The sequence below is a fragment of the Nitrosococcus halophilus Nc 4 genome, from assembly GCF_000024725.1.
Classification (GTDB): domain Bacteria; phylum Pseudomonadota; class Gammaproteobacteria; order Nitrosococcales; family Nitrosococcaceae; genus Nitrosococcus; species Nitrosococcus halophilus.
On record NC_013960.1, the window covers coordinates 2,224,168 to 2,248,011 of the forward strand.

The window sequence follows — 23,844 nt, forward strand, 5'->3', positions numbered from 1 at the left end:
ATAATAGTTCAATGAGTTAATGGCAAGAGGGGAAAATATCAGCTCCGAACTGCTGATTATTGACGGTTCTATGGGGGAAGGAGGGGGGCAGATTCTACGCACTTCACTGGCCCTTTCCCTGTGTTTGAACAAGCCCTTTCGTATCATCAACATTCGCAGCAGGCGAAAAAAACCTGGCCTTAGACCCCAGCACTTAGCGGCAGTTCGGGCCGCGGCTGAGGTGGGAAATGCTCGGGTGCAAGGGGCGGACATCGGTTCGGAGGCATTAAGTTTTGCACCCAAGGGGATCAAGACAGGCCAATATCGGTTTGATATTGGTACTGCGGGGAGCACCAGCTTGGTGCTCCAGACAGTCTTACCGGCGTTGTTGCAGGCAAAGAGGGTTTCCCGGTTAGCGTTAATCGGTGGCACCCACAATCCATTGGCGCCACCCTTTGAATTTTTGCAGCAGGCGTTTATCCCATTGATTAACCGTATGGGTCCTTCCTTGAAGATTGCGCTGGAGCGGCCGGGGTTTTATCCTGCCGGCGGAGGTAGGGTGCATGTCCATATTGATCCCGGAGATCGCTTGGAGCCGATTCACCTGCTTGAACGGGGCAATATCGTTGATATTCGGGTCTGTGTGCTGCTGTCCCGGTTACCGGATCACATTGCCCAGCGGGAGCTGCAAGTATTGTCTAAGGCGCTCGATATTCGTAAAGAACAACAAACCATCAACCGAGTGAGTAATGCCAGAGGACCCGGTAATGCGGTTACGGTAAGCGTAATCAGTGAGTATATCACTGAAGTGTTCACCGGCTTCGGTGAGCGAGGTGTGGGTGCGGAAACTGTGGCGCAACGGTTAGCTGGCGAAGTGCAACGTTATCTCCAGGCCGGTGTGGCGGTCAGTGAGTATATGGCTGATCAGTTGCTGTTACCCATGGCATTGGCAGGAGCAGGATCCATGCTGACCGTACAGCCCAGTCTGCATACCCAAACTAATATTGAAGTCTTGCAACAATTCATAGGTCTTGAGGTGAATATGCAAGAGCAGGCCCCGGATCGTTGGATGATTGCGTTAAAGGCTCGGTAAGTCTTTTGCAAAGGCATTGTCAACATGACTGCTCACGGTGCCAGATCAGTTTACCGTTGCGAAAAACCTCCCGGACTCGGTGATAGGGTATATCGTGGAGTTCACCGTTGGCATCGACTAGCTGAAAGGAAAAGTGATTCTCTTCGGGAAAAAATAATTCCCGAAAAGAAACCCGAAGCACACGGTCTTCGAGTCGGTCATAATAACCGATTACGAATTCTGCATCGCCGTATGTCTTATCCCAGCGAATCCTGTTCAACAATTCATGTATCGGGATCATACTTATGACTATAGTGCAAAAGGGTAAGATTTCTTAAAAACGACACTGATGTCTTCATCACAGCAACGCCAGGCTCAGGCGCGCCACTTGAATAAGGTGATTGATAGGGTGTTGCTTGAGCCCACTGAGAAGCACATCCAGGAGGTAGTGCAATCGAGCCGCCCTGCAATGACCGCTGCCATGGCGGAACGCGTGCGGCGACGAGCCACCCTGTTAGCCCGCAGGGAACGCCTGTCTCGAAAAATATTTCTGGACAGGCGGGATACATTAATACGGTTAATCTATGCCGGTAGGGCACCGGCGGATTGCTATTGCGCCTGGACGGATGGCTCTGTGTATAGTGCGGCTGAGAAATGTATTGCTGGCCTAGGGGGTATTCTTTTGGATCCGGGGGGCACGATGATCAGCGAGTTCTCTCTCCGGAAAGAGGAGAGGGACGGTTTTACCGCGGAAATCGCGGCAATTGAAACGGTTTTGGGAAAGGCCCGTGCCCATGGGGTCACTAGGTTGCGGGTACACACCGATTGTAAGGCTCTGGTACAGTTGTGGTTTCGGCGGCGTGAGGATGCAAGGTTGGCAGAGATGCGTCGTCTCGCAGGTGAGTTCAAGTTATTACAACTGCAAAATGTGCCCCGCCAGCATAATCACTCTGCACATCAGTTGGCCAGACAGGCCATGGTGAGGCCAACCGTCGAATACCCGGGCTGCAGTGTTTGAGCTGTCTACATGATCTATTTAAGATTTTATGTAGATCCCCTTTTCGCGGAATAAAGAGTAGAAACCTGGAATAGACTCAGGTAATGCCTCGTGGATACCGAGCACCAGTATTCCCCCACATTGCAGGGAATGGTAGAGTTGCTGGGTAATTTCGCGCTGTAGATCTGGTTGGAAATAGGTATAGACCAGGTTTCTGCACAGGCAGACTAGATAAATGCAAAGCTTGTAGGCGCTTGCAGACACGCTTGCGTACTTGCCCGTGGACTTTGCGAAAGCCTGGCCAATGGAGGCGCAACTGTGGCAATACCCATTGGAGAGGAAGGCAATCCATGGCTTGTTTTCTATCATGGAGCTCCCGTGGGATTGGTTGAGAGCTTTATTCTATGCTAAGGAAGAGTATTTAAGTTAAATATTCTAAGGAAAATTATTGCACGCAGGGGTTATTCTTACAGAAATTAAGTCATCCTGACCTGGCACTTGGCACTTGGCACTTGGCACTTGGCACTTGGCACTTGGCACTTGGCACTTGGCACTTGGCACTTGGCACTTGGCACTTGGCACTTGGCACTTGGCACTTGGCACTTGGCACTTGGCACTTGGCACTTGGCACTTGGCACAAGGCTTTGCTATAGATTTATAGCAGTGGCAAGAATAAACGCCCCACCCAGTGGCTGCGATTAGCGATGGGTATAAACAAAGGGCAAAGAACAGGATGCCGATATGCCAAGAAAAGAAATCAAGTTAGATCACTCGATTGAGCACCTTTCCATACTTGATGAGAATGGCAGGCTCGATCAGGATTTAATGCCAGATCTCTCCAAAGAGCAATTACTTCGGTTCCACCGAGGGATGTTGCTTGCTCGCCGCTTTGATGAGCGCTTGTTGTTGTTGCAACGGCAAGGACATATTGGAACCTTTGCGCCCGTCAAGGGTCAGGAGGCAGCGCAAATTGGCGCTGTTGCCAATTTAAAAGCTGAAGATTGGATGCTCCCCGCTTTCCGCGAAATTGCCGCTATTCTCTGGCGAGGGACGCTCCCTTCGGCCCTAATCATTTTTAATGCAGGCTACAATGAGGGGGGAAAGATTCCACAACAGCAGCGGGATTTTCCCAATGCAGTCCCGGTAGCCTCCCAGCTTCCCCATGGGGTGGGAATTGCTTATGGGATTAAATACCGGAAGAAACAAGAGGTCGTGTTGACCTTCTTTGGCGATGGGGCAACTTCCGAAGGCGATTTCCATGAAGCATTAAATTTTGCCGCCGTATTTGAGGTTCCCGCAGTGTTTATATGTCAGAACAATCATTGGGCTATCTCTGTTCCTCGTGAGAAGCAGACCAAGTCCAAGACCTTAGCACAAAAAGCTTTAGCCTATGGGATACCGGGGATTCAAGTGGATGGTAACGATGTCTTGGCCGTTTATGCAGCAACTCAAGAGGCGGTTGAGCGTGCTCGTTCTGGCGGGGGGCCTACTTTGATCGAGTGTGTCACCTACCGCCTTACCATGCACACCACCGTGGATGACCCTACCAAGTATCGCCAGGAAGAGGAAGTCAAAATCTGGGAAAAGCGGGATCCCCTACCGCGATTTCAAAAATTTTTGCAAGAAGCGGGACACCTCTCAGAAAAAGATATTGATGATCTAGAGAAGGAAATAAAAGAACACCTGGATACAGAGTGGTCAGAAGCCCAGCAGCAAATGGAAAAGATGGGTAATCCCCTCGATATGTTTGAGCATGTTTATGCCCAATTGCCTCCTTATCTTCAGGAACAAAAAGAAGCCTTCAGCCAGTTTATAGAGGCGCAAAAGGAGGCAGACCATGCCTGAACTCACTATGGTGGAAGCCTTGAACCTTGCCCTTAAGCAAGAAATGGAAAAGGATGACCGGGTGATGGTGCTAGGTGAAGATGTGGGCGTAGACGGTGGGGTCTTTCGGGTTACTGATGGCCTCATTGATGCCTTTGGTAAAGAACGGGTGATGGATACCCCTTTAGCAGAGGGGGTCATTGTGGGGGCTTCCCTTGGCATGGCGGCTTATGGACTTCGGCCTGTTTGTGAGATGCAGTTTTCTGGATTTAGTTACTTTGCTATGCACCAGGTAGAGGGCCATGTCTCCCGGCTGCGTTGGCGTTCCCAGGGGCGTTATACCGTTCCCATGGTGATACGAATGCCTTATGGCGCCGGTGTCCATGCACTGGAGCATCATTCCGAAAGTAAAGAAATCTACTATGCCCATACGCCGGGACTCAAAATGGTCATACCCTCTAGCCCTCGTAACGCCCGGGCCCTATTAGTCAGTGCTATTCGCGATCCGGATCCAGTGGTGTTTTTTGAACCTAAGCTGATTTATCGTGCTTTTCGCGAGGAAGTTCCCGAGGAAGAAGAAACATTCCCTTTAGGAAAATCCAGGATCCTACGAGAAGGCAATGATCTGACCTTGATTGCCTATGGCGCTATGCTGCATCGCACCTTAGAGGCCGCAGCCAGGCTGTCAGAAGAAGAAGGGGTGGAGGCAGAAGTTATTGATCTCGTCACTATACATCCTCTGGATGACAAACTATTCACTGAATCGGCTCGGAAGACGGGCCGAATCGTCATTGTCCATGAAGCTCATCGAAGTTTTGGACCCGCAGGGGAAATCATGGCCCGTTTGATAGAGAAGTCGTTTTTCTACTTGGAAGCCCCGATTCAACGGGTCACTGGATTCGATGTCATTGTGCCCTTCTTTGCACGAGAACAGGACTATTTACCTACCGTGCCCCGTATTCTGGCAGCGGCCCGACAGGCGCTCAGTGCATAAGGAGGGAATTCCATGGCCGAAGAGTTTAAATTTCAAGATCCGGGGGAAGGTATCCATGAAGCGGAAATTCATGAAATCAGAGTGTCTGAGGGGGACTCGGTAGAAGAAGGAGAGATTCTTCTGGACGCGGAGACGGACAAGGCGACCTTTGAACTGCCGGCTTCTTTCACCGGCACCATTGAGCAGATCAAAGTCCAAGAAGGGGATCGGGCTCAAGTAGGTGATGTGTTGATGACTTATCGAGCAAAGGGAGAACAGGCTCCGACTGAGGAAAAAGCACAGCCCGAGGAGGAGAAAAAAACTCCGCCGGCAGAAGAAATCTCCGAAAAAAAGCAGCCAAAACCGGAGCAGCCCCCCAAGCCAGAAAAAGGTCCAGTGCCGGCATCGCCGGCAACGCGACGGTTGGCAAGAGAGTTAGGTGTGAATTTGCGGGAGGTTTCAGGGAGTGGACCCGCTGGGCGTGTGGAATCTGAAGATGTCAGAGCGTACGCAGAGCAGAAAAAGAAGGCGCCTAAAGAGGAGAGACCCCCACAAAGAGCGGGCCGTTTTCCACCCGAGGTTCCTCCTTTGCCTGATTTCAGCCAATGGGGGACTGTAAAAACCCTTCCATTCCGGGGTATCCGGCGCAGAACCGCTGAACGCATGGCCCTGGCCTGGTCCCAGATTCCCCATGTCACCCATGAAGATGTCGCTGATATTACGGAACTTGAGGATTTTCGCCGCCAGCAAAAAGCCACCGTGGAAGCCCAGGGGGGTCGGCTTAGCTTGACCGTGTTGGTGATGAAAGCTGCTGTGGCAGCGCTTAAAAAATTTCCCCGCTTTAATGCTAGCCTGGATGTGGAGTCGGAAGAGATTATTTTAAAGGAATACTATCATTTGGGGATCGCGGTAGATAGCGAACAAGGATTGATTGTGCCGGTCATACGGGATGTGGATCGTAAAAGTCTTATTGATTTGGCCATTGAACTGCCGCAAGTGGTGGAGCAGGTACAAAGCGGTAATATGAAACCCGAGACGATGCGAGGCGGTACCTTCACGCTGACTAACCCTGCTGCCATTGGGGGAACTCGTTTTGCTCCCATCGTCAATTACCCCCAGGTGGCTATCTTAGGGATGGGCCGCGCGCGGCTAGAACCTGTCATTCAAGGGGACAGAGAGGATTTTACCGTGGTTCCCCGCTTGCGTTTGCCATTAATTGTGGCTTTTGATCACCGGATAAATGATGGGGCCGATGCCGCTCGTTTTGCTCGAGCAATTGTCGACATTTTGGCTGATCCAGAAGCTTTTATGTTGGCGGTTTAGGGAAAAGAGGGGGATTTAAGGCAAGCCATTAAATCCCCCTCAAAATGTGATTAATTATTCCGGTAATCCTCCTTGAGTGGTGTCAAACAATATTTGACGTCCATTTAACGGCTGAGTAGGACGATAATTATTGTCGCAACAGGAATGATTCAAAATTTTCCTAAATTTTTCTATTTGTTCCTGGGACATTTCAATGGGTTGCTTTAATACCACCCATTGGACCCCTTCTGTGCAGGGAGGGGTGGTAAATGAACCTTTATAGCGGTAAGTGCGCCGGTCGGTTGGTAAGGCATCGTCAATATTTAGGGAGAAAGGCAAATAGAATTCATCTCCTTCATGTTTGGGTAAATTTTTCCATACTCTTTTTAAAACTTGATTTTCTTCACCTTCGCGGATGAAGGCAGTGACCACTGCCACCGGGGTATCACTACCAGGGTCAGTGCTGAGATGCACTAGGTGCATTTCCATATCAAACCGAGCCCCTAAGGCTAAAGTATGTTCGCTATAGCTATGAAAGTGAAGCTGATGGAGATCATAGCGCTCTCCTTCTCCTTCGAACTCGTCCTCTTCTATGATCTCGATAAAACTTCCGGGGTCGTATTCTAATTCAATAGTACGGCCATTATTAAAAACATGAACTGATGTCGGTTGATAGGAAAAACCGATATCGGGAAGAGCCTGGGGGATGACCGTCATCGGATCGATATCGATGGGGGATTGTGACATACCCTCGGAGCAAAGATAAAAGCTAGGATCGAGCTCGGCCCATTTGTCTGGCCCATTGAAATCCTCATAACCCCAGATAATTTCATCTTCCCTGCCTCGGGGCATATGCCTATATTCTAGGTTTAGGTTGATATCGGCCTCAGCGCTGAGAGGTAGCCCCCGAAATAGATTCTGCTGATCTGCACTGGAGGGAGCGATGACGGATAGTGATAGCATTACAATTGCTATTAATTTCCAGCTTTCTTTCATGGTTATTATTTCCTTCATTATTCTCATGTATTGTCTGGTATGAACTATGCTAGCTGCTATTGGGCGGTATTTGATGACTAGGCCCAATAAAGGCTGGACCGACCATACCGCCTACTGGTATTTAAAATTGGATTGGTATAACAGCGCTAATGAAGGCGCTTTCTAATTAGCAGCGAATTTCATGCCATTTTTTTTGAAAATTAAGGTAACTTTATAATTTCAATAAAAAAATAAGGCGATCAAAGTGATTTTATGGCGGGGGAGATCCGGGGAAGCAGTTGATTTACACCACCTATATGGGTGATTTCAGCAGATCTTTCTAGCTGTTAAAAAAGCCAATCTAAGTGGTGCTGCCGTGCTTGGTAAGTATCCTAGGAAAACATTGGCGTCCCTGCCTATTTTGGTATGTCTTCCTTTATCTTTAGAGCGTTCGTAAGAATTTCGAGAATTTTTTCATCCAGGTATTGGTAATTCGAGAATGGTGTCAGACTGCATCTTCTCTTGCTCTAGGATTTGCTCCATCATTTGCTGCATGACATCCATCCGTTGCTCCATATTTTGCATCCATTCCTGGGTGTCTTGAGCCGTAATTTTTTGGCCCATGTCATTTTCGTGCCCCATCATGTGATGCATTTCCTGCATTTGTTCAAGCATCAACCGCATGTGTTCTCTCATGAGTTCGTTGCGCTGATTTCCTTTTGCAGCCTGTGCCTTATCCATGATGGTCTCCATTTCTTGGAGACGCTGCTGCATACGCTCCATATTTACCTGTGGTTCGGCACTATAAGCAGGGACTATGGCGAGCATTGCCATGGGGATAATATAACGGGCTTTCATAACAGAACTGCCTCCCGTTTAGTGGATGTTCAAAGTAAAGCATAGACACTTTTTACAATTTAGCCTAATAATCGAGGTGATAGAGTTATTACTGCAAAGGGCAACATAAAGGGAGGACTCAATCATTGAAACATTCAAAACATAATAACCAATCAAAAAAAGCGGAAGCGGCTGCCCCTATAGACCACACGGGCCATGAACAAATGTTTCGCCGTCGATTCTGGATCTGCTTAGGATTGTCATTGCCCGTTTTGCTCTACAGTGAGACGCTCCAGGACTGGCTGAGTTTTACCATGCCAGCATTTCCTGGCAGTCAGTGGATTACGCCGGCTTTCTCTGTAATCGTGTTCCTATATGGCGGCATCCCTTTTCTGCAAATGGCAGTGGGGGAATTAAAAAGCCGGCAACCGGGGATGATGACCTTAATTTCTTTAGCCATTACCGTTGCCTTTATCTATAGCCTTGCCACCCTCCTAATGAAGGAAGCCATAGGGTTTTTCTGGGAATTGGTCACTTTAATTGATGTCATGTTATTAGGGCATTGGATCGAAATGCGCAGTGTGCGCCAGGCCTCGGGAGCTTTGGATGAATTGGCTAAATTGATGCCTGAAACCGCCGAGCGCATTACCGCCGAAGGCCGCACGGAAGAAGTCCCTGTAAGCGCTTTGCAGGAAAACGATAGGGTGTTGATCCGGCCGGGGCAGAATATTCCCGCAGATGGCGAAGTTGCGGAGGGTCAATCTGAGGTCAATGAATCCATGATCACTGGCGAGTCCCGCCCTGTTAAGAAACAGCCAGGAGACAAAGTGATTGGGGGTACTCTGAATGGCGATGGCAGTCTACGGGTGCAAGTGACGGCCACGGGCGAGAAGACCACTTTGGCGGGCATCATGCGGTTAGTGGAGGAGGCCCAGCAAAGCAAATCTCGGACCCAAGTGCTGGCGGACCGGGCTGCGGGTTGGCTGTTTTACACGGCCTTGGCTGTTGCCGGTATAACCGCCATTGCCTGGACTTTGGCGGTAGGGTTTAATGTCGAAGTCATCAAGCGTGTGGCGACGGTCCTTGTTATCGCCTGCCCCCATGCCTTGGGATTGGCGGTACCCTTGGTGGTGGCGATTACCACTTCTGTGGCGGCAAGCAAAGGCGTTTTGGTACGAGATCGCTTGGCTTTAGAAGCGGCCCGGGAATTGGATGCGGTGATCTTTGATAAAACCGGCACCTTAACGACAGGGAAACAGGGCGTAGTGGATATGGCGGTGATGGAAGGCTGGGATAAGGACTCGGCGCTGGCTCTTGCCGCTGCGGTGGAAGGGGACTCCGAGCATATGATTGCCCGTGGCATTCAAGAGGCCGCCCAAAAGAAGGAGCTATCTCTGCCTAAAGTCAGAGAGTTTGAGGCGCTTAAGGGGCGGGGAGTGCGCGCCCGTAGGGGGGACCATCGTGTCTTTGTAGGGGGCCCCCGATTATTGGAGCAGTTGGAATTGGAAGTTCCCTCGATGTTGCAATCTTTTGCCAATGGGGCTGGAGAGAAGGGGCAGACGGTGATTTATCTGATTGAAGATGAGGCGCTCGTTGCTGCCTTTGCCCTCAGCGATGTTATCCGGGAAGAGAGCAAAGAAGTCGTCGAACAGTTGCATTCCATGGGGCTAGAAGTGGTGATGCTTACTGGCGATAGTCAGGAGGTGGCCAAAGCCGTAGCGGCGGAATTAGGGATTGACCATTATTTTGCTGAAGTTCTACCGGATCATAAGAATGATAAGGTCAGTGAACTACAGTCCCAAGGTAAGAAGGTGGCCATGGTCGGTGATGGGGTTAACGATGCGCCTGCCTTGATCCGGGCTGATGTGGGCATTGCGATTGGCAGCGGCACGGATGTGGCCGTGGAATCGGCCGGGATCATTTTGGTGAAAAGCAATCCCATGGATGTGGTTCGAGTCCTCAAATTGAGTCGTGCTACCCGCCGTAAGATGATACAAAATCTGTGGTGGGCGGCCGGCTATAATATTGTGGCCTTACCTTTGGCCGCCGGGATATTAGCACCGGTGGGTTTTTTGCTCTCCCCGGCTGTCGGTGCTTTGGTGATGTCTTTAAGTACCGTCATTGTCGCGATGAATGCCCAGTTGTTACGCCGGGCGGAAATCTGATGCGATTTGAATAAAAGAAATGAAAGAGGAGTGAGTGAGATGAGCCCTTCTGACGAGTTTTCCCGCTGGCGCCCCCATCCCTGGCATGGTTTAGAAACAGGTTTGCACCCCCCAGAACGGGTCCATGCCTATATTGAAATCACCCCCTTTGATCTTATGAAATATGAAATTGATAAAACCACGGGTTATCTCCGGGTTGATCGTCCTCAGCGTAGTTCTTCGCTTCCCCCGGCGCTGTATGGTTTTATTCCAAGAACCTATTGTGGCGATCAAGTGGCAAGCCTTTGTGAGGGAGCAGAAGAGGGGGATGGAGACCCCTTGGATATTTGTGTACTCAGTGAAAGACCTATTAGTCGCTCGGAAGTGATTTTGAATGCGAGAGTGGTGGGGGGGTTGCAGACCATTGATCATGGACAGATCGATGACAAAATTATTGCCGTGCTAGAGAAAGATGACTTTTTGGATGTTGCTAAAGATATTTCAGATCTTCCCGTTATTCTAATTGAGCGGCTACGCCATTATTTTGCTACTTACAAGATGATACCTGGCGAATCTTCGCCAGTTTCCATAGGCCAGACCTATGGCTGCGAGCATGCTTTCCAGGTGGTCACTGCATCCATGGAAGATTACGCCAAAAAATACAGCCATTCATAATATTCCAATAAGTTTGTGAAAAGAGAAAATGATGAAAAGAGATAATATTGAAGTGGACATTGAGCATTGTCCTATTTGTAGGAGTGAGTTGCAGTGCGGTTATCTACTTGGCAAACAGAATCGAATCCGTTGGTCAAAGTCTCCTAAAGGAATGACTATTTTTCACGGCGTTCCACTCATGAAACTTGAAAAAGATTTTTGGCGCCGAGGGCGCTGGTGGTGGTTTGCGCCAAGCATTAAGGCGGTCAGATGTGAGAAATGCCGGTTGGTAATTTTTCACTACAATAATGACGCCCAGGAGAATATGCAAAATGAACAAACAGCGCTCCTAATTATGGGGGGTTTTTTGAGTGTTGCTGCGGTTGCTCTCATTGGGTTTGTTTTATGGGTCTGGAGCTTGCCAGCCTCAATGCCATTAGTTGCGGTCCTTTTGATGGTTCTTATTTCATTGTTAATGTTGCTGCTGGGATTTGTCTTTCTTATGCACGCAGTCAGGTCTTTGCGAGCAAACAAATCGCTGAGAACAAAAGTATAACAATAAAGCTTGGTATCTATTAACGTGTTTAATAGGACCTGTTGATGTTATTGAGAGGGGAGACTTTAATAATAATAATTAATAAGTAGTGCTGTTGAACTAGCCGCCAGCCTGCTGCGCCCGTCTATAAGCCCGTCTATAAGCCCGTCTTTATTACAGCATCAATCCATTGGAATACTGGGTTGATGTTTTGGCATGATCGGTAACCTAATTGATTGGCTGCCTTTATAGAAGGCAGTAGGGTTTTTATTGTGTCCTCATTGGTTGTTCCTTGTGTAAAACCTTTACTTGCTGGATTAAAAGACGATGATTTAGTAAGTCATGGAGCGACGATAGTGTTAGAAAAAATGCGAAAATTGGTGATTATAGGAATGAGTGATTAGAAGAAATTAAGTAAGGGCTAAACACTAGAAAAGGAATATATAAATTTAAGGTTTATACTATTTATATTAAATATTTTTTAAGGTACAGCACAATGATTACTATCAACGAAAGATCTTTTGAACTCGTTCGCGAGGCTAGGGAAGAGGCTTTTAAAAGAAGCATTCCTGAGCAAGCGATGAATGTTTTTTTTACATTTTATCTCGCTAATTACGCGGCAAAGCTAGAAAGAGCGTTAGCGAACTCTATTGAAGAAAGAACGAATGAAATGATTGAAAGATGTAGAGGACTTTGAATTTTTCCGGTTCTGGTAAAGAGTCTCCTTAGCACGATGCCCTGGAGTCCCGTTAAAATAATGACTCATTTTTCAATTATTTGCTGAATTAAAATGTTAAGTATATTTAATAAGTGATTGTTATTAAGTTTTTTTATGATATGTAGAGGTTGGTGTTAATTGTTAATATAATGTTTTAATAATTTAGTGTAACTGGGTGAAAAATATAATTTTGTTCACTACTGTCCCATAAACATTCACCAAGACTGCACTGATGGCTGAAGAGGTAGAACTTCACGGCGTTCAACCACGTGATAGCGGGCCTTTTTACGTTGGCGCGTGACAAAAAAGATGCCCTGGGTATTGAGTTGATGATACCAATCATAATCGGTATAGCCCCGATCGAAGACCACGATACTGCCTTTGGTAATGCCAAAGTACGGGCCACGGTGATATCGTGGACTTTGCCGTCAGTGACGGTCATCAATGCGGGGAGCAGCCCGTCATGATCCAGACCAAGGTGGAGTCTGACAGCGCCTTTGGTGGTGCGAAACCTAGCCCAGGGAAAGACGCTCAGGCACAGATCGAGAGAGAAGCATCAAGTGAGTAGAGCTTGTTCTTGAACCGGAAACCATGATGGGGAGCGAGCCCTTGACAGCCTGAGGTATAGACGGATAAAAGGGAATTGTTTAATTAAGAAACAAGCGGTTGCAAGAATAGAAGGAGTAGACAGGCACGGAGACATCTGATCTCATACGGGTCACGATTAAAAACCGAAGAGAGGTTGTTCCCGTGCCTGTGAAGAAGATTTTACACCGGATGTTGTCGGAGATCATGCATTTAAAACGCTTGTGGACGTTGGTGTTGTTGGTGGAGACGGTCTTGGAGACGAAGCGGTTATCGGTAACCCAGCTGGGTCGGTCATTGAAGTTACCGATTCAAGAGCGCAGTGGGATACGGCGGTCGGACCGATTTATGGGGAATAAGTACGTCCAAGCCCAAAGCAAAGCGGTGTATGAGGCGTTAGTCAAGCAGCTGGTGGGAAACAAACGGCGGCCGTGGATACTGGTAGATTGGAGTCATCTACCGAACACAGACTTGTATGTATTGCGGGCAGCATTAGTGGCGCCGGGACGGGCGTTGACCCTGTATGAGACGGTCCATGCGCAATCGCAGCAGGGGAATGAGCGCGTGCAGCGAGCTTTTTTAAAGACGCTCAAGGCGTTGTTACCGGCGGCGAGTCGGCCCGTGATTATCACGGACGCCGGATTTCATAACCCCTGGTTTAAGCAAATTGTGAGTTATGGCTGGGATTACGTAGGCCGGATCCGGGGGCGAAAATCCTACCGACCGGTGGGGGAGCGGGAATGGCGGCCCTGCCGAGAATTATGGGCGCAAGCCAGTGGCCGAGCGAAGGCACTCGGAGCGGTAGAGATGTGTCGTAAGAACCCGTTAAAGAGTAGGTTCTATTTGTTCAAAGGAAAAGCCCGGGGTCGGCATGGCAAGTCGATAGCCGAATACCGTCTGGCGGCGAAGGAGCCGTGGTTGTTGGCCAGCTCCTTGTGCGGTCGTCAATCGGCCAAGCGCGTGGTGAAACTCTATCGTACGCGGATGCAGATTGAAGAAGGGTTCCGGGATTTGAAAAGTCCAGCCTATGGCTTCAGTTTTAATCTGGCCTATAGTCGTGACCCGCACCGCATTGAGGTGTTGCTGTTGATTGCGGCTTTGGCAGGCATGGTGGCCTGGGCCGTGGGTTGGCTGACAGAGCGGCAACAATTACATTATCAGTTTCAGGCCAATTCGATAAAACATCGGCGCGTGCTCTCTCTATTCTATCTAGGCTGCCAAGTGATTCGACGAAAAGTAAGGGTAATCGTAAGTGAACAAAGTATCCGTGAGGTTTTCGATGCTATCGAAAATGAAGGATGCCCCCCATGAAACAGGGCAATTTATGCGTCTATCCTACAGGTTGGCTGCCCATTAGAGGCGCTGAGAAATGTTACTGGCGCCTAATGGGGGAGTCTCCAGCCGGATAATGTAAAACCCCATAGATAATTTAGACTATGAGCGGATAAATGTGACAGGTATTTAAGATGAGAGAGCAGGAGCTTGCCGGCCAAGAAGAGCTAGATTGTTTCGAGATTCAAGGGGAAAATAGCGCAAGCGAAAACAGCCGCCGGGGAATGGCAATGGCGGTGGAATTGCCGCTCACATTCCGCTGCCTTGATGATATTCTCGTTGGTATTTTGCACCGGGGGTCCGAGGAGGCCAGGCGGGGTGTTCTTGTCGTCGTTGGCGGCCCCCAATACCGAGTGGGCAGCCATCGGCAGTTTGTTCTGTTTGCCCGTCAGTTGGCGGAAGCAGGGGTTCCTGTCTTCCGTTTTGATTATCGGGGAATGGGAGATAGTGGGGGAGCGCCACGGACCTTTGAGTCTATTGAAGCTGATATTCGGGCGGCGATCGATGCTTTTTTGGGGGCTGCGCCGAAGCTAAAGGAAGTGGTGATTTGGGGCCTTTGTGATGCTGCCTCGGCAGCATGTTTTTATGCCCCCTCAGATCCGCGAGTAACAGGTCTGGTGTTGTTAAATCCCTGGGTGCGAACGGAGGAAGGAGAGGCAGCGGTTTACCTTAAGCACTATTATTTTCGAAGATTAGTCAGTGGCGACTTTTGGCGCAAGATTTGGCGCCGGGAATTTGACTATAAGGCTTCCCTGCGTTCATTGGGAAAAATGCTGAGGAAAGCCAATTCCTGGCGGCAGAAGGTTGATGAAGTTGAGGCTGAGGAAATGCAGCCACTGCCCAAGAGGGTATATAAAGCTCTGGAGCAATTCCAAGGCCGGGTACTCTTAATCCTGAGCGGCAAGGATCTTACTGCAGATGAGTTCCGTGATACCATCTCGGCTTCATCCTCTTGGCAAAGGCTGTTTAACTGCGGGCGTTTTGAACGTTGCGAATTGCCTGCCGCCGATCATACTTTCTCCCGCCGTACATGGCGTGAGCAGGTGGCGGCGTGGACTCTTGCATGGGTGCGGTCATGGTAAAGCGGGTATTGATGATCGCCTACCATTTCCCACCCGTTAGTGGCAGTAGCGGTGTGCAACGCACTCTCTCGTTCTCCCGCCACCTTCCCGAACATGATTGGCAACCCATTGTTTTGAGTGTTCACCCTCGTGCCTATGAGCGACGCCGCGACGACCAATTGGCTGATATTGCCTCTGCAACCATTGTACACCGGGCTTTTGGGCTTGATACTGCACGCCATCTTGCGCTTGGAGGGCGCTATAGCCAATTGCTGGCGCTTCCTGATCGCTGGGTGAGTTGGTGGCTTGGGGCTGTGCCCGCTGGGTTGAAACTTATCCGCCGCTATCGTCCGCAGGTTCTCTGGTCGACCTATCCCATCGCTACGGCCCATCTTATCGGTTTTACTCTGCAGCGGCTAAGTGGACTTCCTTGGGTTGCCGATTTTCGTGATTCCATGACTGAGGAGGATTATCCGCCGAACCCTCGGGTACGACAGACATATCGAGCCATTGAGGCAGCCGCGGTACGCCGTTGCGCGCATGCTGTATTTACTGCCCCTGGGGCGGTACGGATGTATGCTCAGCGTTATCCGGAGCGCTCGGAAAAAACATGGGCTCTCATCGAAAATGGCTACGAAGAGTCTATTTTTGATGAAGTGTCTTCGCCCCCATCGGTGGATTTCCCTAGACCTCTTCGGCTTGTGCACAGCGGTGTGGTGTATCCCAATGAGCGGGATCCCCGAGCGTTTTTCGATGCACTGGCGAATCTGCGACGAGCGGGTGAACTCACAGCCCATAGTGTCCAGATAGTATTCCGGGCTAGCGGTTCGGAGGAATATTTCGGTCAGCTTTTGCGGGAGCGTGGGCTTGAGGACATCGTACGCATTGAACCTCACATTTCCTACCGTGAGGCGCTTGCCGAGATGCTTGCCGCCGACGGTCTTTTGGTCCTGCAGGCGAGCAATTGTAATCACCAGATCCCGGCAAAACTTTACGAATATCTGCACGCCCGACGGCCGATCTTGGCACTCACGGACCCGGCGGGAGATACCGCAGGAGTTTTACGTCGGGCGGGTATTGAGACCATAGCGCCATTGGATTCAGCCACGGTTATCGCCGCAGCATTTCAAGATTTCGTCAAGCGGTTACAGGCTGGTACGGTTCCAGGGGCAAGCGAGGCGGAGATCGCTCGTAGCTCAAGGCGTAGCCGCGGCGCGTCCTTGGCGGCGCTTCTGGAGGAGACTATTGGGAGGTAAGGGTTACACCAGCACCTCAGCGGGGGCCGGATGGCTCAGAAAACCTAGAGGACTAGCAGAACGGCCGTAGGCCCCAGACTGGAAAACGACGACGAGATCCCCTACATCGGCACAGGCGAGCTCCATGCGATCGGCGAGAGTGTCAAGAGGAGTGCAAAGGGGGCCGACGACGCTGACGGTCTCCCGCGCTGAGCCCTGGATTCGGTTGCCCACCACCACGGGATAGTTTTTGCGAATAACCTGACCGAAATTGCCAGAAGCCGCAAGGTGATGGTGGAGGCCGCCATTAGTTATCAGAAAAACGTGACCGCGGGAGATCTTGCGATCGATGACTTCACAGACGTAGATGCCAGCTTCGCCTACAAGATAGCGGCCGAGTTCAATGATCACTTCAGCTTCAGGCAATTGCTTGTTTACCTCGGGGAGAGAGGTAGCGAGATTGTTGGCAATAGGTCTAAGATCAAGTGGTTTATCGCCTGGAAAGTAGGGAATACCGAAACCACCGCCAATATTTAGCAGGCGCACTGGCCCAGGGGCTGAGCGGGCAAGCTCCAGGGCCAGCTTAAAGGTACGTTCTTGGGCCTCGATAATGGCCTCGGCCCGGAGATTCTGGGAACCGCTGAAGATATGAAAGCCATAGAAGTCAAAGTCCAGGGCGCCGATTTGGGTTAGCATTGGGGGAACCCGCTCCGCATCAATACCAAAGGGTTTAGGTCCTCCAGCCATTTTCATGCCGGATGTTTTCAGCTCGAAGTTGGGATTCACTCGCACCGCGACCTTAGGGCGATGTCCTTGTTTTTCGGCCAAGCGGGCGATGCGTTCCATCTCACCCTCGGACTCCATATTGATAATAATCCCTGCAGCCAGACTAGCAGCCAGTTCATTATCGGATTTTCCAGGACCGGCAAAACTAATGGTTTCAGGGGGCATGCCAGAGTCTAAGGCTAGCCGCAGTTCCCCTAGGGAAGCCACGTCGAGACCGTCTACGAGCGGTGCAAGGTATCCTACTAAGGCTGGCATGGGGTTTGCTTTGAGAGCATAATGAAGGTGAATCCCGGGAGGTAAATGAGTGCGTAGTTGCTGTATGCGCTCACTGATTAAACGGCGGTCATAAGCATAGAAGGGCGTGCTGCCGACCCGGGTGGCGAGTTCAGTAAGAGAAATTCCGCCGACGAAGAGGCAATCATCCTTTACTGGAAAGCAGTTCAAAGGGGAGTGAGTGAGGGGAGTATTCATGGGGCAGATTGCTCCTTGAATAGAGATTCAAATTCGGCTGCTAGGGCGCGCCGGTCAATTTTACCATTTGTATTTCGGGGCAGTGCATTGGAAGTGATCACGGTAAGCGGAACCATGAAATTTGGAAGTTCAGCACGGCAGGCAGAGAGCAGGTGCTCCGGATCAAAATCCGCCTGGTTCGGTTTGACAACAGCGATAATCCCCTGACCGAGTTTGGGATGAGGTGCCCCGACGACGGCAACTTCGGAAATAAGCCCCGTTTCATACAAGACTTCTTCCACTTCAGTCGGGCTTACTCGATAGCCAGAGGTCTTAATCATTTCATCCTGGCGGGTGACGAAGTAGAGAAAACCTTCTTCGTCCATACGCACAGTATCACCGGACCATACTGCGATCTCGGTAAGTGGGAGCTCAGCAGGCTGTCCTGGAGCAGGGCGGAAGCGTTCGGAAGTTTTCTCAGGGGCATTCCAGTAGCCCATGGCTACCAGAGGACCGCGGTGCACCAGTTCCCCTGGTTCTCCAGGCGCGCATAGGCTACCGTCCTCCCGCACCACCAGGATTTCGGCATTGGGGATGGCTTTGCCAATGGAATCGGGGCGTTTATCAACTTCCTCGGGAGGAAGGTAGGTTGAACGGAAGGCCTCGGTGAGTCCATACATCAGGAATACCTTAGTCTGGGGCAGAGATCGTCGCAAGGTCGCTGTCACTGCTTTAGGCATTCGACCCCCAGTGTTGGCAATGTACCGCAGGCTATCCACAGCCTCGGGAGGCCAAGTGAGAGGGGCAAGCTGTATCCATAGGGGGGGGACGGCTGTGATTCCGGTGATTCGCTCGCGAACTACGTTTTTAATGACATCTTTTGGTAGTAGATATTCCATCAGTGCTACGCTGGCACCGGCGGAAAAGGCGGTCGTGAGTTGACTAAAGCCGGCGTCGAAGCTGAGAGGCAATATAGCGAGCAGACGATCGTTAGGGTTATTCCCCAGATAATGAGCTACGCTTTGGGCGCCAGCGATTAAATTTCGATGGGAAAGCACCACTCCTTTGGGGCGTCCTGTGCTTCCAGAGGTATAGAGAATGGCAGCCATGTCACTGTCGATGCGGCGATGTCCCAAGGGTTGGTTTGCTCCCAGTGATATAAGGTTTGCCCAAGAAGCGATAGTCAAGTGGGCAAGTTCTTCAACTCCTTGAGCCGGCGGGTCGATGAGCACAAGGCTGCGTAAATCATGGCATTCGGCAAGTTCGTTTTGTAGAAGATCGATGCGGTCGCCGGCGGTAACGAGCACCCGGACATTGCAGTCTCGAAGGATATAAGCGACTTGTCGGGGTTTGAGAAGCGGATTGATGGGAACAAATACGCCGCCGGCAGCCGCAGCGCCGAAGAGGGCGGTGACAGTTTCAGGACATTTAGGCAAGTAGACGGCAACCCGTTCGGAGGGGGCTAGTCCAAGGGCTAAAAAGCCGCGCCCACAGGCTTCGATCGCTTCGCCAAGGTGGGCGTAATTTAAGATTCGGCGGCCATGCACTACTGCTGTCGCATCTGGGCGTTTAGCAGCGTTATCAAGCACAAAGTGGTGTACCAATTCGTTTAATGAATGGGTTCTTGACATAAGTTTCTATCCGTGCCAGTTTCAGCGAAATTTGGCATTAAGAAAACTAAAATATTGATATTCCATGCCGAAACAAATGAAACCTACTTCAACATTTATATAAAGCCACTCTAGTATAACTTGCTAATGCCGTTTCGCGATATCCTGGTTACAGGGGTTATTTTTGCCCTCCTGCCGATTTGTTTTTTGCGCCCGTGGGTGGGCATTTTGGTATGGACATGGATAGGCATCATGAATCCTCATCGGTTGACGTGGGGGTTTGCCTGGGATATGCCCTTTGCCCAACTGGTAGCAGTGGCGATACTTGGAGGGTTGCTGCTGGCGCGAGACAGAAAGCCCATCGCCTGGACGCCGGAATTCCGACTTTTATTGGTACTGTTTGGGTACATGACTTTTACGACGTTTTTTGCCTGGGCGCCGGAGGATGCGTGGGTAGGGTGGGACAAAATAGCAAAAATCCTCTTGATGACTTATATCACGACGATGCTTATCTATGGTAAGCAGCGCATTTATTGGCTGGTTTTGGTGGCGACCTTAAGCATTGGTTTTTATGGTTTTAAAAGCGGCTTGTTTTCCATCTTCACCGGCGGACAGTTCCATGTGAGGGGCCCTGAGAAATCTTTCCTCAGCGGGAATAACTTTCTGGGCTTAGCGCTAGTGATGGGGTTGCCTCTTCTGCTCGTCCTAGCACAACAGGAAGCGCGGGCTTGGCTGCGCAGGCTTTTATACGTTACGTTTGCCCTTACCTTCATTGCCATACCCTTCACTTATTCACGTGGCGCCATGTTAGGGCTCGCGGTCATGTCTTTGTTATTGTTTATGAGATGGCGCAACAAAGTGTTGCTGGTTATTTTGCTTATTCCCATGGTCTTCGCCGGCTTAGCGTTTGCCCCCGAAAAGGTATTTGAACGGGCCCAGAGTATTCAAGACTACGAACAGGATGACTCGGCAATGCAGCGTATTGCGGCATGGGATCTTGCTTGGAATATCGCCGTTGACAGGCCATTGCGTGGCGGCGGTTTCAATTTCGAAGGCGATCCCGCCCGATGGCACACCTACTTGGATCCTAAATACTACGATGTGATGAAGGGCGCCCATGTGGCTCATAGCATCTATTTCCAAGTGTTGGGGCAGCATGGTTTTGTCGGTTTCGGCCTATTTATGATAATCCTGTTCCTGACCTATCAACGATTGGGCCAACTCAAGAAACAGACTGTGGGGGTTCCCGATCTGCAGTGGATAAGCGAGTATGCTTGGGCATTGCGGGCAGCTCTTATCGGTTACGCTGTTACAGGAGCCTTTCTGAATCTGGCTTACTTCGATCTTTATTATCTTATTGTTGCTTTGACTGCGATGCTTTGGCGGGAGGTGTCGGCTGATGAGCGGATAGTGAACCAGCGTCCAATAGCGGCATTTGCGGGCAAGGGGAGACACCATGGGGCATATTCTTCCCCCCATTTAAGTAAGACAGCTTCTTCGGAAAAGGAGCAGAGGGGACACGTGTCTGAGAAGCGGCATGGAGGGGGGCTATGAAAAGGCAGAGCCGTTTTACCCCTGTGCTTGAAAAGATGGAATATCGCGCTTTTCTTCTTAAAAAGCAGGCTTATCAGACTTTGTTTTTATCCCTGCCTCGTAAAGATGCTAAACGGCTCATTTTTGTCGCGGGGGTCCAGCGATCGGGGACTAACATGCTGATGGATGTCCTTGAGCGAAGCTTTGAGACCAAGGTTTACCATGAACGTGACCCTCGTGCTTTCGATTGCTATGAGATGCGCCCACCGAGGATTATTCACAAGCTAGTGAAGGTATCTAGTGCACCGCATGTGGTGCTTAAAGCACTCTGTGAACTCCAAGATCTGCGTCGCCTGATGGATGAATTCGCACCCTCAAAGGGGATATGGTTGGTACGCCACTATGAAGACGTAGTGAATTCACACTTAGATCTTTGGAGCGGCATGCCAGAAAGCATTCGGCGTATTGTTGAAGACCGCAATGGTGCTGGATGGCGTGGGCGGGGGATGTCGGATGAGACCCATGCACTCGTCAGGTCCCTTTATCACCCTGGCATTAGCAATGAATCGGCCTGTGCGCTTTTTTGGTATTTCCGCAACATACTTTTTTTCGAGCAGGGCTTGGATCGGGATCCTCGTGTGCGTTTGGTGTGTTACGAGCAACTTGTTCAGCGCCAGCATGAGACATTCGATGAATTGTTTGCCTTTCTTGGAATCGCTTATACGCCGCGAGTAAGTCGTCAAGTGGTTGCCAGCTCCGTGCGCCGGAGGAGTCCCCCCGAGATCGATCCAGCTATCCGTCAAGTATGCAATGCCCTGTCAGCACGTATCGAGCGGCTGGTGGGATAATTCCGGTACAGCGACTTTGGTCCAATAGTAAACAATACTTAAAAGGGGAGAGGCAGCTTTGTCTTACGAACAGCGGGCCGTACGCCAGGGAGTATTCTGGCTTTTAGGAATTTGCATCCTAGTCAGGGTATTCCTGTGGGTTGTCTATGTACCCGTGGTCTGGCCCGATACAGGGACATACCTGCGACTTGCTGAACAGCTGGTCCAGCTGGACTTTAGTGAGTATGATGGCACACGGACCCCTATTTACCCTTTGCTTTTGCTTTTGGCAGGTAAAAATCCTTTTTTTATTTGGCTTTTTCAATCCGTGCTTGGGATTTTGACCTCACTTTTTCTGTTTGCGCTAGTCTTTGAACAGACCCGCAAAGTGAGCCTTGCCTTTATCGTCGGGGCGGTTCACTCTTTGGCTCTAAATGAACTGCTGTTTGAGGCAAACCTGCTGACTGAGTCAATTTCGGCTTTTCTGCTGGTACTCTCGGTATTTATTTTCTCGAAGTTGACGGCGAGCGAGCGGAATTTTTGGCTGGCGATTGGCCTTGGGGCGACGAGTTCGCTCTTGGCGCTCACCCACCCGCTCTTTGCTTTTGTCGGTCCTTTGTATATTTTGCTAGCATTTTTGCTGCTTCGGGGCCGCAATCGTATTCATGTTCCTCTCATTGTTTTGTTATGTTTTGCGCTACCCTTATCAGGGTGGATTGGCTTTAATAAGGTAACCCTTGGCTATGCCGGAATCACAACCTTCATGGGGTATAATCTTAGCAATCACAGCGGCGGTTTCATCGAGCATGCACCACCGTCCAAGATACGGGATATATACCTCCGCTACCGGGCGGAGAAGGTAAAGCAGAGCGGGAACCACAGTATGACAATCTTCGAGGCCAAGGACGAGATTATGGCAGAGACGGGCTTTGGCCACGTGGAACTCTCGCAGGAACTCGCTCGCATTTCACTCCAACTTTTTATTGAACATCCTGTCCTCTACCTTCAAAGCGTTTTTAGATCATGGGTTTCTTTTTGGGCTGCGCCTAATTATTGGAAGCCTGCTCAAGTAGAATCTCCCAAAATAGCTGCGTTTTTAGGGGAACTTTGGGGGGCTGAACAGTGGTTGGTCAGAGTCATGAATCTCTTGTTTGTGTTTTCTACTGTTGGCCTCATAGTAAAAGTTATTTTATTTCGAGGCTATGCGGAACCCACTCTCCGGGTTCCGCTAGTGATTACTGCGCTTATTATGGCCACCTCCCTGGTGCAAGCCTTGTTTGAATATGGTAATACGCGCTATTCAATTCCCACCCAATCGCTTATGATTACCTTCATAATACTCTTTGTGTGGCAGATAAAGGCGCACCGTTTGCTATTGGCAATGCGCGCGCGCTTAAGACCGAAGTTGGAAGTATAGCTTTAGGGGCTAGGGCGAACGACATCATTTTTTCTTGGTTAAGATTCCTCCCAGGGCAATTAATCCTGTTGTCAATAATAGCCAGGTATTAGGTTCTGGAATCGAGTTTTGTTGAATGGAAGACTGACCTGACATTGTAATCGAGGCAAGGGATAGTGGGTTGAGATCCTCTTGTGTTAAAAAGAAATCCCCAATAAAGTCGCTATCTTCGGATAAAAAGATATCTACTGTTATGGTTTCAAGGGGATTTAAATTCCCTAAATCGAATCCGAGGGCCATGGAAACATCTTCTGGAAAGGTTTGAGGGATAGCGTTGGTGTTATCGAGTGTCCCGAGTAAAAGGTTTACAAAGATATCGCCGAATAAAAATCCTGGTTCATCGATTTCCCAAGAATCGGGAGCGCTATCAGCAGCTCCGGACCCGATGGTTCCAAAAGCTTGACCAAATTCATTAAAGGGACTAATAGATTCGGCAATATCTGTATCTAAGAATGAGAAAAATTTTATATTTGGAAAAGCTTCTGTGGTGGTGTTAGAAAAAGTATAGGTCAAATTCAGGTCTGTAAGATCAGAAGATAAGGAAGGGGAAAAATCAAATGTGAGGCCAGGAGGGAGCGGGTCAAAAGAGAACTGAGCACTGGTTCCTATTGCGCCACCATTTAAATCTAAGCCTTCAATATTTAAAAAGGCGTCTAATTCAAAAACTGCACCATCATCATTAAAAAAAAAAGTTTGCCCGTTGATAAATCCACCTTCACCATGAGGTCCAAAGGGGGTAAAGGAAATTGCCCAACTCGATGAAAATGGAGTCAGCAATAGCGTATAAAAAACTACTAATCTCTTTAACATTAGAAATATCCTTAGCTGCATTGTTTTTAAAACCGGGAACGCTCAATAAAAAGCTTTTGCAAAAAACATGCCTTGTTTTAAGTATTTGTTATTTAATGATTTATTTAGAAATAAAGCATAATAGAATGTAAGAGACTTCTTACATCAAA

21 protein-coding genes and 1 pseudogene are annotated in these 23,844 nt (G+C 49.6%); 15 read left to right on the plus strand and 7 right to left on the minus strand.

Annotated elements, in window-relative coordinates:
- The first annotated feature begins 19 nt into the window (after positions 1 to 19).
- Positions 20 to 1,072, plus strand: a complete 1,053-nt coding sequence (gene rtcA, locus NHAL_RS10460) for an RNA 3'-terminal phosphate cyclase (RefSeq protein WP_013033112.1) — start codon at positions 20 to 22, stop codon at positions 1,070 to 1,072.
- Positions 1,073 to 1,091: 19 nt separating this feature from the next.
- Here the strand turns inward: rtcA and NHAL_RS10465 are convergent, their stop codons facing one another.
- Entirely contained in the window at positions 1,092 to 1,352 is a 261-nt protein-coding gene (locus NHAL_RS10465) for a DUF504 domain-containing protein (RefSeq protein ID WP_013033113.1), read from the minus strand.
- Positions 1,353 to 1,400: 48 nt separating this feature from the next.
- Here NHAL_RS10465 and NHAL_RS10470 point away from each other — a divergent pair, with 48 nt between their 5' ends.
- The 4 genes from NHAL_RS10470 to NHAL_RS10485 all read left to right on the plus strand — a co-directional run bounded on the left by NHAL_RS10470 (position 1,401) and on the right by NHAL_RS10485 (position 6,168).
- Complete coding sequence (locus NHAL_RS10470) at positions 1,401 to 2,069, plus strand: reverse transcriptase-like protein (protein WP_013033114.1); 669 nt, start codon at positions 1,401 to 1,403, stop codon at positions 2,067 to 2,069.
- 720 nt (positions 2,070 to 2,789) lie between these two features.
- Positions 2,790 to 3,893, plus strand: coding sequence for a pyruvate dehydrogenase (acetyl-transferring) E1 component subunit alpha (pdhA, locus tag NHAL_RS10475; RefSeq protein WP_013033116.1), 1,104 nt, complete (start codon positions 2,790 to 2,792; stop codon positions 3,891 to 3,893).
- On the plus strand, positions 3,886 to 4,866 hold the full coding sequence (locus tag NHAL_RS10480) for an alpha-ketoacid dehydrogenase subunit beta (RefSeq protein ID WP_013033117.1): 981 nt from the start codon (positions 3,886 to 3,888) through the stop codon (positions 4,864 to 4,866). The genes pdhA and NHAL_RS10480 overlap by 8 nt, the downstream gene beginning before the upstream one ends.
- Positions 4,867 to 4,878: 12 nt before the next feature.
- Positions 4,879 to 6,168, plus strand: a complete 1,290-nt coding sequence (locus tag NHAL_RS10485) for a dihydrolipoamide acetyltransferase family protein (protein WP_013033118.1) — start codon at positions 4,879 to 4,881, stop codon at positions 6,166 to 6,168.
- A 54-nt stretch (positions 6,169 to 6,222) separates the two neighbouring features.
- On the opposite strand, the gene NHAL_RS10490 is transcribed toward NHAL_RS10485, so the two are convergent.
- Together NHAL_RS10490 and NHAL_RS10495 are read right to left on the minus strand one after the other, a co-directional pair.
- A complete protein-coding gene (locus tag NHAL_RS10490) occupies positions 6,223 to 7,143 on the minus strand; it encodes a carbonic anhydrase (RefSeq protein ID WP_013033119.1) in 921 nt (306 codons plus the stop codon).
- A gap of 453 nt (positions 7,144 to 7,596) precedes the next feature.
- On the minus strand, positions 7,597 to 7,980 hold the full coding sequence (locus NHAL_RS10495; RefSeq protein ID WP_013033120.1) for a hypothetical protein: 384 nt from the start codon (positions 7,978 to 7,980) through the stop codon (positions 7,597 to 7,599).
- A 125-nt stretch (positions 7,981 to 8,105) separates the two neighbouring features.
- On the opposite strand from NHAL_RS10495, the gene NHAL_RS10500 reads away from it, so the two are divergent.
- The 4 genes from NHAL_RS10500 (at position 8,106) to NHAL_RS10515 (ending at position 11,989) form a co-directional block, all read left to right on the plus strand.
- Positions 8,106 to 10,124 carry a copper-translocating P-type ATPase gene (locus NHAL_RS10500; RefSeq protein ID WP_013033121.1) on the plus strand — a complete coding sequence of 673 codons (2,019 nt, stop codon included), beginning with the start codon at positions 8,106 to 8,108 and terminating at the stop codon, positions 10,122 to 10,124.
- 39 nt (positions 10,125 to 10,163) lie between these two features.
- A complete protein-coding gene (locus tag NHAL_RS10505) occupies positions 10,164 to 10,778 on the plus strand; it encodes an inorganic pyrophosphatase (RefSeq protein WP_013033122.1) in 615 nt (204 codons plus the stop codon).
- 28 nt (positions 10,779 to 10,806) lie between these two features.
- Entirely contained in the window at positions 10,807 to 11,313 is a 507-nt protein-coding gene (locus NHAL_RS10510) for a PF20097 family protein (RefSeq protein ID WP_157862546.1), read from the plus strand.
- 475 nt (positions 11,314 to 11,788) lie between these two features.
- Positions 11,789 to 11,989 carry a hypothetical protein gene (locus NHAL_RS10515; protein ID WP_013033124.1) on the plus strand — a complete coding sequence of 67 codons (201 nt, stop codon included), beginning with the start codon at positions 11,789 to 11,791 and terminating at the stop codon, positions 11,987 to 11,989.
- A gap of 299 nt (positions 11,990 to 12,288) precedes the next feature.
- Here the strand turns inward: NHAL_RS10515 and NHAL_RS20425 are convergent.
- Positions 12,289 to 12,625, minus strand: a pseudogene (locus NHAL_RS20425) (transposase); the annotation flags it as partial.
- A gap of 141 nt (positions 12,626 to 12,766) precedes the next feature.
- Between NHAL_RS20425 and NHAL_RS10525 the strand changes: the two are divergent.
- The 3 genes from NHAL_RS10525 (at position 12,767) to NHAL_RS10535 (ending at position 16,244) form a co-directional block, all read left to right on the plus strand.
- The gene (locus NHAL_RS10525; protein WP_238985334.1) at positions 12,767 to 13,906 is read left to right on the plus strand and encodes an IS4 family transposase; all 1,140 of its coding nucleotides are present in this window, start codon (positions 12,767 to 12,769) and stop codon (positions 13,904 to 13,906) included.
- A gap of 155 nt (positions 13,907 to 14,061) precedes the next feature.
- Positions 14,062 to 15,009 carry a hydrolase 1, exosortase A system-associated gene (locus NHAL_RS10530; protein WP_013033125.1) on the plus strand — a complete coding sequence of 316 codons (948 nt, stop codon included), beginning with the start codon at positions 14,062 to 14,064 and terminating at the stop codon, positions 15,007 to 15,009.
- Positions 14,979 to 16,244, plus strand: a complete 1,266-nt coding sequence (locus NHAL_RS10535) for a glycosyltransferase family protein (protein WP_238985335.1) — start codon at positions 14,979 to 14,981, stop codon at positions 16,242 to 16,244. Before NHAL_RS10530 ends, NHAL_RS10535 begins: the two co-directional genes overlap by 31 nt.
- A gap of 3 nt (positions 16,245 to 16,247) precedes the next feature.
- On the opposite strand, the gene NHAL_RS10540 is transcribed toward NHAL_RS10535, so the two are convergent.
- Positions 16,248 to 17,480 carry a pyridoxal-dependent decarboxylase, exosortase A system-associated gene (locus NHAL_RS10540; RefSeq protein ID WP_013033127.1) on the minus strand — a complete coding sequence of 411 codons (1,233 nt, stop codon included), beginning with the start codon at positions 17,478 to 17,480 and terminating at the stop codon, positions 16,248 to 16,250.
- The gene (locus tag NHAL_RS10545; RefSeq protein WP_013033128.1) at positions 17,477 to 19,090 is read right to left on the minus strand and encodes an acyl-CoA ligase (AMP-forming), exosortase A system-associated; all 1,614 of its coding nucleotides are present in this window, start codon (positions 19,088 to 19,090) and stop codon (positions 17,477 to 17,479) included. Before NHAL_RS10545 ends, NHAL_RS10540 begins: the two co-directional genes overlap by 4 nt.
- 126 nt (positions 19,091 to 19,216) lie before the next feature.
- Between NHAL_RS10545 and NHAL_RS10550 the strand changes: the two genes are divergently transcribed.
- Genes NHAL_RS10550 through NHAL_RS10560 form a run of 3 tightly spaced genes read left to right on the plus strand, consistent with a single transcriptional unit; the run spans position 19,217 to position 22,846 of the window.
- Positions 19,217 to 20,623, plus strand: coding sequence for a putative O-glycosylation ligase, exosortase A system-associated (locus NHAL_RS10550; RefSeq protein ID WP_013033129.1), 1,407 nt, complete (start codon positions 19,217 to 19,219; stop codon positions 20,621 to 20,623).
- A complete protein-coding gene (locus NHAL_RS10555) occupies positions 20,620 to 21,450 on the plus strand; it encodes a sulfotransferase domain-containing protein (RefSeq protein WP_013033130.1) in 831 nt (276 codons plus the stop codon). The genes NHAL_RS10550 and NHAL_RS10555 overlap by 4 nt, the downstream gene beginning before the upstream one ends.
- Before the next feature lie 58 nt (positions 21,451 to 21,508).
- Entirely contained in the window at positions 21,509 to 22,846 is a 1,338-nt protein-coding gene (locus NHAL_RS10560; RefSeq protein ID WP_013033131.1) for a hypothetical protein, read from the plus strand.
- 24 nt (positions 22,847 to 22,870) lie between these two features.
- Here NHAL_RS10560 and NHAL_RS10565 read toward each other — a convergent pair whose 3' ends face one another.
- Positions 22,871 to 23,695: a PEP-CTERM sorting domain-containing protein gene (locus NHAL_RS10565; RefSeq protein ID WP_013033132.1), complete on the minus strand. Its 825-nt coding sequence runs from the start codon at positions 23,693 to 23,695 to the stop codon at positions 22,871 to 22,873.
- Between the last annotated feature and the right edge of the window lie 149 nt (positions 23,696 to 23,844).